Source organism: Candidatus Pantoea deserta, assembly GCF_003813865.1.
In the GTDB taxonomy this organism is placed as follows: domain Bacteria; phylum Pseudomonadota; class Gammaproteobacteria; order Enterobacterales; family Enterobacteriaceae; genus Pantoea; species Pantoea deserta.
The window spans coordinates 404,984-418,154 of sequence record NZ_RMVG01000003.1; the positions used below are offsets into that span (position 1 = coordinate 404,984).

Genomic DNA, 13,171 nt, shown 5'->3' on the forward strand with positions numbered 1-13,171 from the left:
CGGTGAAGATAAAAAACTGGAGTGTAATAATGAACCACATCACGAAAAAAAGCCTGATTGCTGCGGGCGTTCTGGCAGCAATGGGCGCGCTGGCGGGGAATGCCCTGGCGGCGAATGTTCCGGCAGGGGTTGAACTGGCGGCGAAACAGGAGCTGGTGCGCGGCAACGGCGATGAAGTGCAGTCGCTGGATCCGCACAAAATTGAAGGCGTGCCGGAAGACAATATCGCGCGCGATCTGTATGAAGGATTACTGGTCAGCGACAGCGATGGGCACCCGATCCCCGGCGTAGCGGAAAAATGGGAAAACAAAGATTTTAAAGTCTGGACCTTCCATCTGCGCAACAACGCGAAATGGTCCAACGGCGAACCCGTTACTGCCCAGGACTTCGTTTACAGCTGGCAGCGCCTGGCCGATCCAAAAACCGCGTCACCCTACGCCAGCTATCTGCAATATGGTCATATCGAAAACGTTGACGACATTATCGCCGGTAAAAAACCGACCTCTGATCTGGGCGTAAAGGCGCTGGATGACCATACGTTACAGGTCACCCTGAGCGAGCCGGTGCCCTATTTTTACAAGCTGCTGATCAACGCCGTGATGTCGCCAGTGTATAAGCCAGCGATTGAAAAATTCGGCGACCAGTGGACGCAGGCGCAGAACTGGGTGGGCAACGGCGCGTTCAAGCTGGAAGCGCATATTATCAACGAACGCATCACCCTGGTGCGCAACCCACAGTACTGGGATAACGCCCACACCGTGCTGAACAAGGTAACTTTCCTGCCGATCAACTCCGAAGTCAGCGATGTGAATCGCTACTTCTCGGAAAACGGCAGCGACATGACCTATAACAACATGCCGATTGAGCTGTTTAAAAAGCTGCAACGCGACAACCCGAAAGAGCTGCACGTCGATCCTTATCTGTGCACCTACTACTACGAAATCAACAACCAGAAAGCGCCATTCACCGATCCGCGCGTGCGCGCCGCCCTTAAGCTGGGTCTGGATCGCGACATCATCGTCAATAAGGTTCTGGCGCAGGGCCAGCTGCCCGCCTATAGCTATACGCCGCCAGCCACCGACGGCATGGACATTCTGCCGCCGGACTGGTTCAAGTGGTCGCAGGACAAGCGTAACGCCGAGGCGAAAAAGCTGCTGGCGGAAGCAGGCTATAGCGCAGACAAGCCGCTGACGTTCAACCTGCTGTACAACACCTCCGATCTGCATAAAAAACTGGCGATCGCGGCGTCTTCTATCTGGAAGAAAAATATCGGCGTGAACATCAAGCTGGAAAACCAGGAGTGGAAGACCTTCCTGGACACGCGCCATCAGGGCAACTTTGACGTCGCCCGCGCGGCCTGGTGCGCCGACTACAACGAGCCAACCTCTTTCCTGAACACCATGCTCTCTGACAGCAGCAACAACACCTCGCACTATAAGAGCGCGGAGTTCGATAAAGTGATCCACGATGCGATCAAGGCGGCAGACGACAAGGCGCGCGCGGCGGATTATGCCAAAGCAGAGCAGATTATGGATAAAGACAGCACCATCGTGCCGGTTTACTACTACGTGAACGCACGTCTGGTGAAGCCCTATGTTGGCGGCTACACCGGCAAAGATCCGCTGGATAAAACGCTCAGCAAAAACTTTTACATCATCAAACACTAATAGCAAACAGGCTATCGGCAAGGCGGCGCACGGCGTGCCGCCTTTATGTACTTTGTACACTTTGTGAAGCAATAAGCCTGGTAGGTACGGCAATGTTAAAATTTATCCTGCGTCGATTGCTCGAAGCGATTCCCACGCTCTTCGTGCTGATCACCATCTCCTTTTTTATGATGCGCCTCGCGCCCGGCAGTCCTTTTACCGGCGAGCGCACGCTGGCGCCAGAAGTCATGGCGAATATCGAAGCGAAATACCACCTGAACGATCCCATCGGCAAACAGTATCTGGACTATCTGATCCAGCTGGCGCACGGGGATTTCGGGCCGTCGTTCAAATATAAAGACTACTCGGTTAACTACCTGGTCGGGCACGCGTTCCCGGTATCCGCCAAACTTGGGCTGGCGGCCTTTGTGCTGGCGCTGATCCTCGGCGTAACGGCCGGGGTCATCGCGGCGCTGAAGCAAAACAGCCTGTGGGATTACGCGGTGATGGGGGTGGCGATGACCGGGGTGGTTATACCCAGCTTCGTGGTCGCGCCGCTGCTGGTACTGCTGTTCGCCATTACGCTGAAGTGGCTGCCCGGCGGCGGCTGGAACGGCGGTCAGCTGCGCTACATGCTGCTGCCGATGGTGGCGCTGTCGCTGGCCTATATTGCCAGCATCGCGCGTATTACCCGCGGCTCGATGATTGAAGTCATGCACTCCAACTTCATCCGCACGGCGCGCGCGAAAGGGCTGCCGCTGCGTCGCATCGTGCTGCGTCATGCGCTGAAGCCTGCGCTGCTGCCGGTGCTCTCCTATATGGGACCGGCTTTCGTCGGCATCATTACCGGCTCGATGGTCATTGAGTCCATTTATGGTCTGCCGGGGATCGGCCAGCTGTTTGTTAACGGCGCGCTGAACCGCGACTATTCGCTGGTCATGAGCCTGACCATTCTGGTGGGCGTGCTGACCATTATTTTTAACGCGATTGTCGACGTGCTCTATGCCGTCATCGATCCGAAAATCCGTTACTAAAGCTGGAGCTCGCGATGATGTTGAGTAAGAAAAACAGCGAAGCTCTTGATGCCTTCAGCGAAAAGCTGGAAGTAGAAGGGCGCAGCCTGTGGCAGGACGCGCGTCGCCGTTTTATCCATAACCGCGCGGCGCTGATCAGTCTGCTGGTGCTGCTGCTGATTACCCTGTTTGTGATCTTTGCCCCGATGTTCGCTCAGTTCACCTATGACGACACCGACTGGGGAATGATGTCCGCTGCGCCGGATACCACCTCAGGTCACTGGTTCGGCACCGACTCCTCCGGACGCGATCTGCTGGTGCGCGTCGCCATCGGCGGGCGCATCTCGCTGATGGTCGGTATCGCCTCGGCGCTGATTGCGGTGATTGTCGGCACGCTCTACGGCTCGATCGCCGGCTATCTGGGCGGCAAAACTGACTCGGTGATGATGCGTATCCTGGAGATCCTGAACTCCTTTCCGTTTATGTTCTTTGTGATCCTGCTGGTGACCTTTTTCGGCCGTAATATTCTGCTGATCTTCGCGGCTATCGGTATGGTCTCCTGGCTGGATATGGCGCGTATCGTGCGTGGCCAGACGCTGGGCCTGAAGCGCAAAGAGTTTATCGAAGCGGCGCACGTCGGCGGCGTCTCTACCGGCAGCATCGTCCTGCGCCATATCGTGCCTAACGTGCTGGGCGTGGTGGTGGTGTACGCCTCGCTGCTGGTGCCAAGCATGATCCTGTTTGAATCCTTTCTGAGCTTTCTCGGCCTCGGCACGCAGGAACCGTTAAGCAGCTGGGGCGCGCTGCTCAGCGATGGCGCCAACTCAATGGAAGTGTCGCCGTGGCTGCTGCTGTTCCCGGCCGGTTTTCTGGTGGTAACGCTGTTCTGTTTTAACTTTATCGGCGATGGCCTGCGTGACGCCCTCGACCCGAAAGATCGTTAAGAGGTTTCCCGATGACTATTCATGAATTTCAGCCAGCCATGGCTGCCCGCGCGGGAAGCGACCTGTTACTGGAAGTAAAGGATTTACGCGTCACCTTTCAGACCCACGACGGCGACGTGACGGCGGTTAACGACCTGAATTTTTCCCTGCGCGCCGGGGAAACCCTGGGCATTGTGGGCGAGTCCGGTTCCGGCAAATCGCAGACGGCGTTTGCGCTGATGGGGCTGCTGGCGAACAATGGTCGTATTGGCGGCTCCGCCCGCTTTAACGGTAATGAGATCCTTAATCTGCCGGAGAAAGCGCTGAATAAACTGCGCGCCGAGCAGATTGCGATGATCTTTCAGGACCCGATGACCTCGCTTAACCCCTATATGCGCGTCGGCGATCAGCTGATGGAAGTCCTGAAGCTGCACAAAGGCATGAACAGCGCGCAGGCGTTTGAAGAGTCGGTGCGCATGCTGGACGCGGTGAAAATGCCGGAAGCGCGCAAGCGCATGAAAATGTTTCCGCATGAGTTCTCCGGCGGGATGCGCCAGCGCGTGATGATCGCGATGGCGCTGCTGTGCCGACCTAAGCTGTTGATCGCCGACGAGCCGACCACGGCGCTGGATGTGACCGTGCAGGCGCAAATCATGACGCTGCTGAATGAGCTGAAGCGGGAGTTCAACACCGCCATTATTATGATTACCCATGATTTAGGCGTGGTGGCGGGTATCTGTGACAAGGTGCTGGTGATGTACGCCGGACGCACCATGGAATATGGCCGCGCGCGCGACGTTTTCTATCAGCCGGCCCATCCCTATTCGATTGGCCTGCTGAACGCGGTGCCGCGTCTGGACGCCGAAGGTGAGAGCCTGACGACGATTCCCGGCAACCCGCCGAACCTGCTGCGTCTGCCGCAGGGTTGTCCTTTCCAGCCGCGCTGTCCCCACGCGATGGCGATTTGTACGCAGTCGCCGCCGTTGCTGCCGTTTGGCGAAGGGCGTTTGCGCGCCTGCTTTAAGCCGGTGGAGGAGTTAGTATGAGCACCGTTGCTGAGAAAAAAGTGTTGCTGGAAATCGCCGACCTCAAGGTGCATTTCGACATCAAAGATGGCCGTCAGTGGTTCTGGCAGCCGGCCAAATCGCTGAAAGCGGTAGATGGCGTCAGCCTGCGCCTCTACGAGGGCGAAACGCTGGGCGTGGTCGGCGAGTCCGGCTGCGGCAAATCCACGCTGGCGCGCGCCATTATCGGCCTGGTTAAAGCCACCGAGGGGCGCGTCGCCTGGCTGGGACGGGATCTGCTCGGCCAGAGCGAAGAGGAGTGGCGCAAGGCGCGCAGCGACATCCAGATGATTTTCCAGGATCCGCTGGCGTCGCTTAACCCGCGTATGACGATTGGCGACATTATCGCCGAACCGCTGCGTACCTATCATCCGAAGATGGCGCGCCAGGAGGTAAAAGAGCGCGTTAAAACCATGATGATGAAGGTCGGCCTGCTGCCAAACCTGATCAACCGCTACCCGCATGAGTTTTCTGGCGGTCAGTGCCAGCGTATCGGCATCGCCCGCGCGCTGATCCTGGAGCCAAAGCTGATTATCTGCGACGAGCCGGTTTCGGCGCTCGATGTGTCAATCCAGGCGCAGGTGGTTAATCTGCTGCAACAGCTACAGCGCGAAATGGGGCTGTCGCTAATCTTTATCGCCCATGACCTGGCGGTGGTGAAGCACATCTCCGATCGCGTGCTGGTGATGTATCTCGGCCATGCAGTTGAGCTGGGCACCTATGATGCGGTCTATAACAATCCGCAGCATCCCTATACGCGCGCGCTGATGTCGGCGGTGCCGATCCCCGATCCGGATCTGGAGAAGAACAAGCAGATTCAGCTGCTGGAGGGCGAGCTGCCGTCGCCGATCAATCCGCCGTCAGGCTGCGTATTTCGCACGCGCTGCCCGATAGCCGGTCCGGAATGCGCGAAAACGCGTCCGCTGCTGGAGGGAAGTTTCCGCCATGCGGTCTCCTGCCTGAAGGTCGATCCGCTGTAAATAAAACGCCGGGCAGATGCCCGGCGTTTTTGTATCGTCTTTTACTCGCGCCAGAGAATATGGCACAGCTTGTGATCTTTCTCGCGACACAGCAGCACGCGCGCGAAGACGTCGGTAATCGGCTCGCCGTCCGCTTCACCCAGACCGATCACCACTTCGGCAAAGAAGTCAGGGTTAAGGTCGAAATCGACGTGTTCTTTCCAGTCTTCCGACGGATCGAACAGCTCTGCGCCGCCACGCTCTTCGAATTGCAGGTTAAAAAGAATGATATCCGCTGGGTCAAGATTATCGCCTGCCAGTTCAAGAAAAATGTCGTAAGCCTGTTCCAGCGTTTCGTCTTCGGTAAGGCGATTATTTAAATCCATGTTCGATCCCGTCTGCCCGCAGGCACGTTGCAATTTCCGCTCGTTTTACAGTAAAGGGCTAAAGAAGTAAAACAGTCGTTCAACGATGCGTTGCCACCAGGCACGTTTTGACCAGCGCTTAGCGTCCAGCAGGCGCGAGCGGGCGATATAATCATCCTGCACGCAGGCTAAATCGCTGCCGAAACCCGCATCGTCCACCACCAGCGTAATCTCGAAATTCAGCCACAGGCTGCGCATATCGAGGTTAACGGTGCCCACCAGGCTGAGCTGCCCATCCACCAGTACGCTTTTGGTATGCAGCAAACCGTCTTCAAACTGATAGATTTTGACGCCTGCATCCAGCAGTTCGCTAAAAAAGGCGCGGCTCGCCCAGCCGACCAGCAGCGAGTCATTGTGACGCGGCACGATAATGCTGACCTCGACGCCGCGCAGCGCCGCCGTACAGATGGCGTGCAGCAAATCGTCGCTCGGCACGAAGTAGGGCGTGGTCATAATCAGCTGCTCGCGCGCCGAATAGACGGCGGTCAGTAGCGCCTGGTGGATCATGTCTTCCGGGAAGCCGGGACCGGAAGCGATCACCTGCACCGTATGGCCGCTCTCACGCTCAAACGGCATGATGTTGCCGTCAGGAGGCGGCGGCAGGATGCGCTTGCCGGTTTCGATCTCCCAGTCGCAGCTGTAGACGATGCCCATCGTGGTGGCGACCGGTCCTTCCATACGCGCCATCAGGTCGATCCACTGGCCGACACCCGCGTCCTGTTTAAAATAGCGCGGGTCTACCAGATTCATGCTGCCGGTATAGGCGATATAGTTATCGATCAGCACCACCTTGCGGTGCTGGCGCAGATCCATACGGCGCAGGAATACGCGCAGCAAACTGACCTGTAGCGCCTCTACCACATCGATCCCGGCATTACGCATCATCCCCACCCAGGGGCTGCGGAAAAAGGTGACGCTGCCCGCCGAGTCCAGCATGAGACGACAGTGCACGCCGCGACGCGACGCCGCCATCAGAGACTCGGCGACTTCATCCGCCAGTCCGCCGGGATGCCAGATATAGAACACCATCTCGATATTATGGCGCGCCAGCTGAATATCCCGGATCAACGCCTGCATCACGTCATCCGAGCTGGTAAGCAGCTGAAGCTGGTTGCCCTTGACGCCCGCGATACCCTGGCGATTTTCGCACAGCTGAAACAGTGAGCGGGCCACATCGCTGTGCTCGGTGGCAAAAATATGGCTGCGCTGTTTTAAATCGTTTAGCCACTTCGCCGTGGCGGGCCACATGGTGCGCGCGCGCTCCGCGCGCCGCTTCCCCAGATGCAGTTCGCCAAACGAGAGATAGGCAATTATCCCCACCAGCGGAATGATATAGATAATCAACAGCCAGGCCATTGCCGAAGTGACCGTTCGCCGCTTCATCAGGATGCGTAGCGTGACACCGGCAATCAGCAGCCAGTAGCCAAACAGCAGCAACCAGCTGATTAAAGTGTAAAAAGTGGTCATTAAGTGGACATCCCGTTCGCGCCTGGTCAGAGAAGTTTACGTGGTGACAGGCGACAGCGAAACCCTAAATCATCGTCAACTTTCGATAAGAGATCCGAGTTGGCATTGGCGTCAGGATCTTTATAATGCGGCCGCGTGATGTTGAAGCAGGAGAAGAAGTGATGAGAAAAAGCAGAAATGAAGTGGCGCGCTGGAGAATGTTGCGTCAGGTGCACCGTCGTCGCGCCCGCTGGCTGGAAGGGCAGTCGCGTCGCTACAGTCGGATCCATGCTATTCGCCATCAGCTGGCGCAGCAGCAACGTCGTTCGATCCTGTTCATCACGCAGAACACCTGACAAGAGCCGCCGCAAGGGCGGCTTTTTTATGCCGTTAGCATCGCGTTTACGGTCAGTGCAGTTTGCTGACCAGCACCACATTCACAATTTGCACCGCTGCGGCGAGAACGATCAGCATCACAATCAGATGTTTTTTCTGTTTCCAGCCGTGGCGACGCCATAGCCGCAGCGCGTTGACGATCAGACCTGCGGCCAGGAGCAGCAGCACGATAACCAGCCATTGCATAGCCGTTACTCCCAAAGAAAATAAAAATGGCTTCGACGCAGACGTCGAAGCCATCAGAAAACCGGCGGACGGAGGATCAGAACACGCGTTTAAACGGTTTCACCGCCACGTTTTTATACACGCCAGCGGCGATATAGGGATCAGCCTCCGCCCAGGCCTGCGCGGCTTCCAGCGAGCTGAATTCCGCAACGATCGCTGAGCCGGTAAAGCCCGCTACGCCAGGATCGTTGCTGTCTACTGCCGGCATCGGCCCGGCGACAATTAAACGACCTTCATCCTGGAGCAGTTGCAGGCGCGCCAGATGGGCAGGGCGCACCGAGGTGCGTTTTTCCAGAGAATCGGCGTTATCTTCAGCGTAGATGATGTACAGCACTTGAAAGCTCCCATTGGCTTATCATATTTTCGCAACACGGTAAGGCATCGTAAAAAAGAGTGCAAACGAAAGATGGTATCGGACCGGTGACACCGCAGGCTGGGTTAAAACGCGTTATTGAGTAGCCATTTCTCGCTGGTTATTGAAACTGATTGCTATTTGCATTTAAAATCGATGCTCTATTTTCTGACTGCGACTGATATGACCACGTTGACAATGCCCTTTCCAAAACGTACGCCGGTATCTGTGCTGCTCTCCGTTGTGTTGCACGGCGCTGTTCTCGCTGGCATTTTGTATGCCTCGTTTCATCAGGGTATCAACGCACCTAAAACCTCGCAGCCGATCAGCGTGAGTCTGGTGGCGCCAGAGGTTCAGCCGGCGCCTGCGCCTGTGGTAGAGCAGCCGCAGCCGGAACCACAGCCGGAACCGGAACCTGAGCCACAGCCCGTACCGGAACCGCCTAAAGCCGAGCCGGTGCCGATTCCTGTGCCGCAACCCAAACCAAAGCCTAAACCCAGGCCTAAGCCTAAAGTTGAGCACAAGCGTGAGGTTAAGCCGCGTCAGGAGGCGAAACCGCAGGAAAATCCATTCAAACAGGACGCGCCTGCCACCCAGACTAAGCCTTCTACCGCGCCGAAATCGTCTCCATCCCCGGTTCAGTCGACCGCTCAGGGACCCAAAGCGCTTAGCGTGGCGAAGCCAGGCTATCCCAATCGTGCACTGGCGCTACGCATTGAGGGGAACGTACGTCTGAAGTTTGACGTGGATAATGATGGCCGGGTAGAAAATATCACCATCCTGTCCGCTGAACCGCGCAATATGTTCGAGCGCGCGGTGAAAGAAGCCATGAGGCAGTGGCGTTATGAGCCAGGTCGTCCCGGTAAGAATCAGACAATGACTATCAAGTTCCGCATCAACGGCGGCGCCAGTATTGAATAAAAAAGCGGCCTCAGGCCGCTTTTTTATTACTCCGCAGGCTGTAAATTGGCGCGGCCTGGCGGCAGCGGCCGCGACTTGCCCTCATTATCGACGGCGACATAGATAAACACTGCTTCGGTCGCGCAGTAAGTCTGACCAATCGGCTCAGATGACACCTTTTTAATCCAGACTTCCACATTAATGGTCATAGAACTGTTGCCGGTACGCATACAGCGGGCGTGACAGCTAACCACGTCGCCAACCGCTACCGGCTTGAGAAACGACATCCCGTCCACTCGCACCGTAACCACGCGCCCTTCAGCGATCTCTTTCGCCAGAATAGCGCCGCCCATATCCATCTGCGACATCAGCCAGCCGCCGAAAATATCGCCATTGGCATTGGTATCCGCGGGCATCGCCAGGGTACGCAATACCATTTCGCCTTGCGGCAACTTATGTTTTTCGTCCATTGCTCGACTTCTTATGCAGGTGAAGGCGCGCTGCGCCAGTAATGCCCGGCCTGGCCGGGCGTCACTTATTTTTCTTCTTGTTGCGGCATCTGTCGCCAGATGTAGAGTCCGCTTAGCAGGGTAAACAGCAGGGTAAGCGCGGTCAGACCAAACACTTTAAAGTTAACCCAAAAGGCTTCGGGCAACCAAAAGGCGACGTAAATATTCGCCAGGCCGCAGGCGAGGAAAAACAGCGCCCAGGCGACGTTAAGGCGACGCCAGCTGGTTTCAGGCAGCTGAATCTCTTTACCCAGCAGGCTTTTAATCAGCGGCTGCGCCATAAAAAACTGGCTGTAGAGCAGCGCCAGCGCAAACAGGCTATAGATAACGGTGACTTTCCATTTAATAAATTCATCGTTATGGAAAACCAGCGTCAGGGTGCCAAAGATCGCCACCAGCGCAAAGGTAAAGATGGTCATCTTCTCCAGCCTGCGGTAAAGCACCCAGCTCACCACCAGCGCCAGGCCGGTCGCGACAATCAGCGCGCCTGAGGCGACAAAGATGTCGTAGAGCTTATAGAAAATAAAGAAGACCACTAAGGGAAGGAAATCAAGTAACTGCTTCATAGGCATTCCAGTTCTGTCAGGATAAAAGCCGCGCGCCCGCAGGCGCGGCGGGCTTAACGGACCAGCATATAAAGCCGGAACAGATAGATAATCAATAGCGCGGAAATCACATTGCCGATAGCGGTGATGGTCACGGCCAGCACATTATCCGGCAAGCCCGTCAGCGAGGAAGAGGCGAACAGAATCACCATTTTTGCCAGCAGCCAGAGAATAATCGCCGGGGCGATCAGGCGGATGTTTTTCCAGGCCAGACGGCTGCTGGCGCGCATGGCGGCCAGAATACCGGTTTTTTCACTGGTGAGGATAACCGGCGAAAGCGAGAGCAGAATCATCAGAATGATGCCCGGCACCATCAGCACCATAAAGCCCAGCTGCACCACCAGCGTAATCAGAAAGGTTTGCAGCAGCAGTTTAGGCAGCTGCGGCGCTGACGCCCCAATCGCGCGCAACGCGCTGACGCGCTGCCCGGCAGAAACCATCGGAATCAAAAATAGCATGCCGCCCAGCAGCAGCGTATTGCCAATCAGCGCCGAAAAGGTGCCGGCGGCCGAGGCGCGCAGCAGAATGCGCTGCTGCTCCGGCGACATATTCTGTATCAGCTCAAACAGCGACGAGGCGCTGGTGTCACCCTGCTGAAGCTGCGCCAGCTGATCGCCGCCGGGGGTAAACGCATGCACGAGAATAACCGTGATAAACGCCGTCAGTAACGACATCAGCACAATCGTCAGCAGCTGATGGCGGAAAAAATTTCCTGTGTCACGGTATAACGAGCTTGCCGTGATAGACATGTACACTCCTTGGTGAAACCGGGTTAGTTAACCCGGCGATTGTACATGGTCTGGCCCGATACTGGCACCCGCAGAGGAATAACTTTCTGTCATGAAAGGTAATGTTTAGCCGCGCCGTCCGCGCAAGGGCGATAGCCTGATGACGATAACGACCTTCTGGCGGGCAGCACCCTGAACCCTGCCAAAACAGGAGCCAGAACACTCTGGTGTTCAGGCTCCCTGTGATACCCATTAATTGACCCGGCGATCCCCGTCACAGAGGGATATCGTTATCTCTTCTGCTACATAAGGCAAAGAAGGATGAAAAAGAGGCGGCAGGCCATAGCGGGCGCGGGCGCGATCGCAGGCTTCGTTCAGTACGCCGTTCTCGCCAGACATGGCGAAATCACGACAGGGAGAGGGACGCTGCGTATAGATGCCGCAGGAGACGCAGCCGCCAGGCTCGCCCTGCAACGCCACGCAGCGCGGCTCGCGCGCATTGGTGCCGCGCATATTGCGCATCAGCAGACTCAAGGGTTCAGTGAGTTCGACCGGAACCACGCCGCCGGCATCGTCGGCTTCGGCCCAGTAAAAAGAGACGCGAAAATGGGCGCAGCAGGCGCCGCAGGTCATACAAGGGTTTTGATTATCGCTCATTTGATCGCCCGCCACTCCTGAGGCATCGAACCAAAATCAACACGGGGAAAGAGCAAAATAATAACGGCGATAAATTTCTTCAAGCAAAATTTGAAGGCTTACTCCTCTGTCAAAATTGATCTCAATCAATTCATTGTTTTATATACTCTTTATCGCTATTGATTTGGTCGCATTTTTTGTTTGATCGCGATAGAACGTTGCCAGCAGGTCACGCTACATTTTTTGAAATTTTTTTGTGCAAAGGAGCGATCATGAAACTGGCAAAATGCGCGTTATTACTGGCAATGGCTTTACCTCAACTGGCACTGGCTCATGAAGCAGGCGACTTCTTTATGCGCGCAGGCAGCGCGACGGTTCGTCCCACGGAAGGGTCAGATAATGTACTGGGAATGGGTTCTTTCGACGTCAGCAACAATACTCAGCTGGGCCTGACCTTTACCTATATGGCGACCGACAATATCGGCGTGGAGCTGTTAGCCGCCACACCCTTCCGTCACAAAGTAGGCCTGGCCGCAACCGGCACGCTGGCGACGGTACGTCAGCTGCCGCCGACGCTGATGGCGCAATATTACTTCTTCGACAGCCGCAGCAAGGTTCGCCCTTACGTAGGCGTCGGCGTCAACTACACCACTTTTTACGATGCCGATTTTAATCAGACTGGTCGCGATGCGGGATTAAGCGATCTCAGCGTAAAAGATTCCTGGGGCGTGGCGGGCCAGGTGGGTCTCGATTATCAGATCAACCGCGACTGGATGCTGAACGCCTCGCTGTGGTACATGGACATCGATACCGAAGTGAAATTCAAACATAACGGCGACCAGCAGAATATTAATACGCGCATCGACCCCTGGGTCTTCTTTTTCGGCGCGGGCTACCGTTTCTGACATAAAAAAGGCCGCGAATCGCTCGCGGCCTCTTTTTTTTCTTCAGCGCTATTTAATCTGCATATTGTTTACCACCGATTTCACCCCTTTAACCGTACGCGTGACTTCTACCGCACGGTTGGCCATCTGCGGCGAGCTGACAAAACCGCTTAGCTGAACGCGGCCCTTGAAGGTTTCAACATTAATCTCACGCGATTTAAGCTGATCGTCATTCAGTAGCTCTGCTTTGACTTTGGTGGTGATCACCGTATCGTCGATGTAACCGCCGGTGCCTTCTTCCTTAGGCGTTGGCGCACAGGCGCTCAGCGTCAGTGCGACAACAACGGCGACCAGCGCGCCTGCAAGGACTTTAAACAGTTTCATTGCTTCTCTCCCTGTCTCAAACAAGATGCGCCGTTACCATAACGGCGCAAAATAAGTGTGGGCGGGAAAAGCCAAA

The 13,171-nt window shown here is 56.2% G+C and carries 17 protein-coding genes; 8 read left to right on the forward strand and 9 right to left on the reverse strand.

The window, feature by feature from the left end; genetic code table 11:
• Window positions 1–29: 29 nt before the first annotated feature.
• From oppA to oppF, 5 genes are all read left to right on the forward strand, one after another.
• Window positions 30–1,667: an oligopeptide ABC transporter substrate-binding protein OppA gene (oppA, locus tag BBB56_RS07185; RefSeq protein ID WP_123800198.1), complete on the forward strand. Its 1,638-nt coding sequence runs from the start codon at window positions 30–32 to the stop codon at window positions 1,665–1,667.
• A 92-nt stretch (window positions 1,668–1,759) separates the two neighbouring features.
• Window positions 1,760–2,680: an oligopeptide ABC transporter permease OppB gene (oppB, locus tag BBB56_RS07190; protein ID WP_123800200.1), complete on the forward strand. Its 921-nt coding sequence runs from the start codon at window positions 1,760–1,762 to the stop codon at window positions 2,678–2,680.
• A gap of 14 nt (window positions 2,681–2,694) precedes the next feature.
• Window positions 2,695–3,603, forward strand: coding sequence for an oligopeptide ABC transporter permease OppC (gene oppC, locus BBB56_RS07195; protein WP_199756206.1), 909 nt, complete (start codon window positions 2,695–2,697; stop codon window positions 3,601–3,603).
• A gap of 11 nt (window positions 3,604–3,614) precedes the next feature.
• Window positions 3,615–4,628 (forward strand): ABC transporter ATP-binding protein, encoded by a 1,014-nt coding sequence (locus tag BBB56_RS07200; RefSeq protein ID WP_123800202.1) that lies wholly within the window; start codon window positions 3,615–3,617, stop codon window positions 4,626–4,628.
• Window positions 4,625–5,626, forward strand: a complete 1,002-nt coding sequence (gene oppF / locus BBB56_RS07205; RefSeq protein WP_123800204.1) for a murein tripeptide/oligopeptide ABC transporter ATP binding protein OppF — start codon at window positions 4,625–4,627, stop codon at window positions 5,624–5,626. Before BBB56_RS07200 ends, oppF begins: the two co-directional genes overlap by 4 nt.
• A 41-nt stretch (window positions 5,627–5,667) precedes the next feature.
• Here oppF and BBB56_RS07210 read toward each other — a convergent pair whose 3' ends face one another.
• Together BBB56_RS07210 and cls are read right to left on the reverse strand one after the other, a co-directional pair.
• A complete protein-coding gene (locus BBB56_RS07210) occupies window positions 5,668–5,991 on the reverse strand; it encodes an HI1450 family dsDNA-mimic protein (RefSeq protein ID WP_123800206.1) in 324 nt (107 codons plus the stop codon).
• A gap of 45 nt (window positions 5,992–6,036) precedes the next feature.
• Window positions 6,037–7,497, reverse strand: a complete 1,461-nt coding sequence (gene cls / locus BBB56_RS07215) for a cardiolipin synthase (RefSeq protein ID WP_123800208.1) — start codon at window positions 7,495–7,497, stop codon at window positions 6,037–6,039.
• A 161-nt stretch (window positions 7,498–7,658) separates the two neighbouring features.
• Between cls and BBB56_RS07220 the strand changes: the two genes are divergently transcribed.
• Complete coding sequence (locus tag BBB56_RS07220) at window positions 7,659–7,832, forward strand: YciY family protein (RefSeq protein WP_123800210.1); 174 nt, start codon at window positions 7,659–7,661, stop codon at window positions 7,830–7,832.
• Between the two features lie 52 nt (window positions 7,833–7,884).
• Here the strand turns inward: BBB56_RS07220 and BBB56_RS23620 are convergent, their stop codons facing one another.
• A complete protein-coding gene (locus BBB56_RS23620; protein ID WP_199756207.1) occupies window positions 7,885–8,058 on the reverse strand; it encodes a hypothetical protein in 174 nt (57 codons plus the stop codon).
• A gap of 76 nt (window positions 8,059–8,134) precedes the next feature.
• The gene (locus BBB56_RS07225) at window positions 8,135–8,431 is read right to left on the reverse strand and encodes a YciI family protein (RefSeq protein ID WP_123800212.1); all 297 of its coding nucleotides are present in this window, start codon (window positions 8,429–8,431) and stop codon (window positions 8,135–8,137) included.
• Window positions 8,432–8,632: 201 nt separating this feature from the next.
• On the opposite strand from BBB56_RS07225, the gene tonB reads away from it, so the two are divergent.
• The gene (gene tonB / locus BBB56_RS07230; RefSeq protein ID WP_199756208.1) at window positions 8,633–9,370 is read left to right on the forward strand and encodes a TonB system transport protein TonB; all 738 of its coding nucleotides are present in this window, start codon (window positions 8,633–8,635) and stop codon (window positions 9,368–9,370) included.
• A 26-nt stretch (window positions 9,371–9,396) separates the two neighbouring features.
• Here tonB and yciA read toward each other — a convergent pair whose 3' ends face one another.
• The 4 genes from yciA to BBB56_RS07250 form a co-directional block, all read right to left on the reverse strand.
• Complete coding sequence (gene yciA / locus BBB56_RS07235; protein WP_123800214.1) at window positions 9,397–9,819, reverse strand: acyl-CoA thioester hydrolase YciA; 423 nt, start codon at window positions 9,817–9,819, stop codon at window positions 9,397–9,399.
• A 65-nt stretch (window positions 9,820–9,884) separates the two neighbouring features.
• Window positions 9,885–10,424 (reverse strand): septation protein A, encoded by a 540-nt coding sequence (locus tag BBB56_RS07240; RefSeq protein ID WP_123800216.1) that lies wholly within the window; start codon window positions 10,422–10,424, stop codon window positions 9,885–9,887.
• A 53-nt stretch (window positions 10,425–10,477) separates the two neighbouring features.
• Window positions 10,478–11,212, reverse strand: coding sequence for a YciC family protein (locus BBB56_RS07245; RefSeq protein ID WP_123800218.1), 735 nt, complete (start codon window positions 11,210–11,212; stop codon window positions 10,478–10,480).
• Between the two features lie 231 nt (window positions 11,213–11,443).
• Window positions 11,444–11,848 (reverse strand): YkgJ family cysteine cluster protein, encoded by a 405-nt coding sequence (locus BBB56_RS07250; RefSeq protein ID WP_123800220.1) that lies wholly within the window; start codon window positions 11,846–11,848, stop codon window positions 11,444–11,446.
• Window positions 11,849–12,099: 251 nt separating this feature from the next.
• Between BBB56_RS07250 and ompW the strand changes: the two genes are divergently transcribed.
• Window positions 12,100–12,732 (forward strand): outer membrane protein OmpW, encoded by a 633-nt coding sequence (ompW, locus tag BBB56_RS07255; protein ID WP_123800222.1) that lies wholly within the window; start codon window positions 12,100–12,102, stop codon window positions 12,730–12,732.
• A 48-nt stretch (window positions 12,733–12,780) separates the two neighbouring features.
• Here ompW and BBB56_RS07260 read toward each other — a convergent pair whose 3' ends face one another.
• On the reverse strand, window positions 12,781–13,095 hold the full coding sequence (locus tag BBB56_RS07260; RefSeq protein WP_123800224.1) for a BON domain-containing protein: 315 nt from the start codon (window positions 13,093–13,095) through the stop codon (window positions 12,781–12,783).
• Between the last annotated feature and the right edge of the window lie 76 nt (window positions 13,096–13,171).

Bases quoted from the DNA above. Each gene is read 5' to 3' on its own strand.
- BBB56_RS07250 (WP_123800220.1), bottom strand. From the start codon at position 11,848: ATGAGCGATAATCAAAACCCTTGTATGACCTGCGGCGCCTGCTGCGCC.
- BBB56_RS07210 (WP_123800206.1), bottom strand. From the start codon at position 5,991: ATGGATTTAAATAATCGCCTTACCGAAGACGAAACGCTGGAACAGGCT.
- ompW (WP_123800222.1), top strand. From the start codon at position 12,100: ATGAAACTGGCAAAATGCGCGTTATTACTGGCAATGGCTTTACCTCAA.
- BBB56_RS23620 (WP_199756207.1), bottom strand. From the start codon at position 8,058: ATGCAATGGCTGGTTATCGTGCTGCTGCTCCTGGCCGCAGGTCTGATC.
- BBB56_RS07260 (WP_123800224.1), bottom strand. From the start codon at position 13,095: ATGAAACTGTTTAAAGTCCTTGCAGGCGCGCTGGTCGCCGTTGTTGTC.
- oppB (WP_123800200.1), top strand. From the start codon at position 1,760: ATGTTAAAATTTATCCTGCGTCGATTGCTCGAAGCGATTCCCACGCTC.
- oppA (WP_123800198.1), top strand. From the start codon at position 30: ATGAACCACATCACGAAAAAAAGCCTGATTGCTGCGGGCGTTCTGGCA.
- BBB56_RS07200 (WP_123800202.1), top strand. From the start codon at position 3,615: ATGACTATTCATGAATTTCAGCCAGCCATGGCTGCCCGCGCGGGAAGC.
- BBB56_RS07240 (WP_123800216.1), bottom strand. From the start codon at position 10,424: ATGAAGCAGTTACTTGATTTCCTTCCCTTAGTGGTCTTCTTTATTTTC.
- oppF (WP_123800204.1), top strand. From the start codon at position 4,625: ATGAGCACCGTTGCTGAGAAAAAAGTGTTGCTGGAAATCGCCGACCTC.
- oppC (WP_199756206.1), top strand. From the start codon at position 2,695: ATGATGTTGAGTAAGAAAAACAGCGAAGCTCTTGATGCCTTCAGCGAA.
- cls (WP_123800208.1), bottom strand. From the start codon at position 7,497: ATGACCACTTTTTACACTTTAATCAGCTGGTTGCTGCTGTTTGGCTAC.
- BBB56_RS07245 (WP_123800218.1), bottom strand. From the start codon at position 11,212: ATGTCTATCACGGCAAGCTCGTTATACCGTGACACAGGAAATTTTTTC.
- tonB (WP_199756208.1), top strand. From the start codon at position 8,633: ATGACCACGTTGACAATGCCCTTTCCAAAACGTACGCCGGTATCTGTG.
- BBB56_RS07220 (WP_123800210.1), top strand. From the start codon at position 7,659: ATGAGAAAAAGCAGAAATGAAGTGGCGCGCTGGAGAATGTTGCGTCAG.
- yciA (WP_123800214.1), bottom strand. From the start codon at position 9,819: ATGGACGAAAAACATAAGTTGCCGCAAGGCGAAATGGTATTGCGTACC.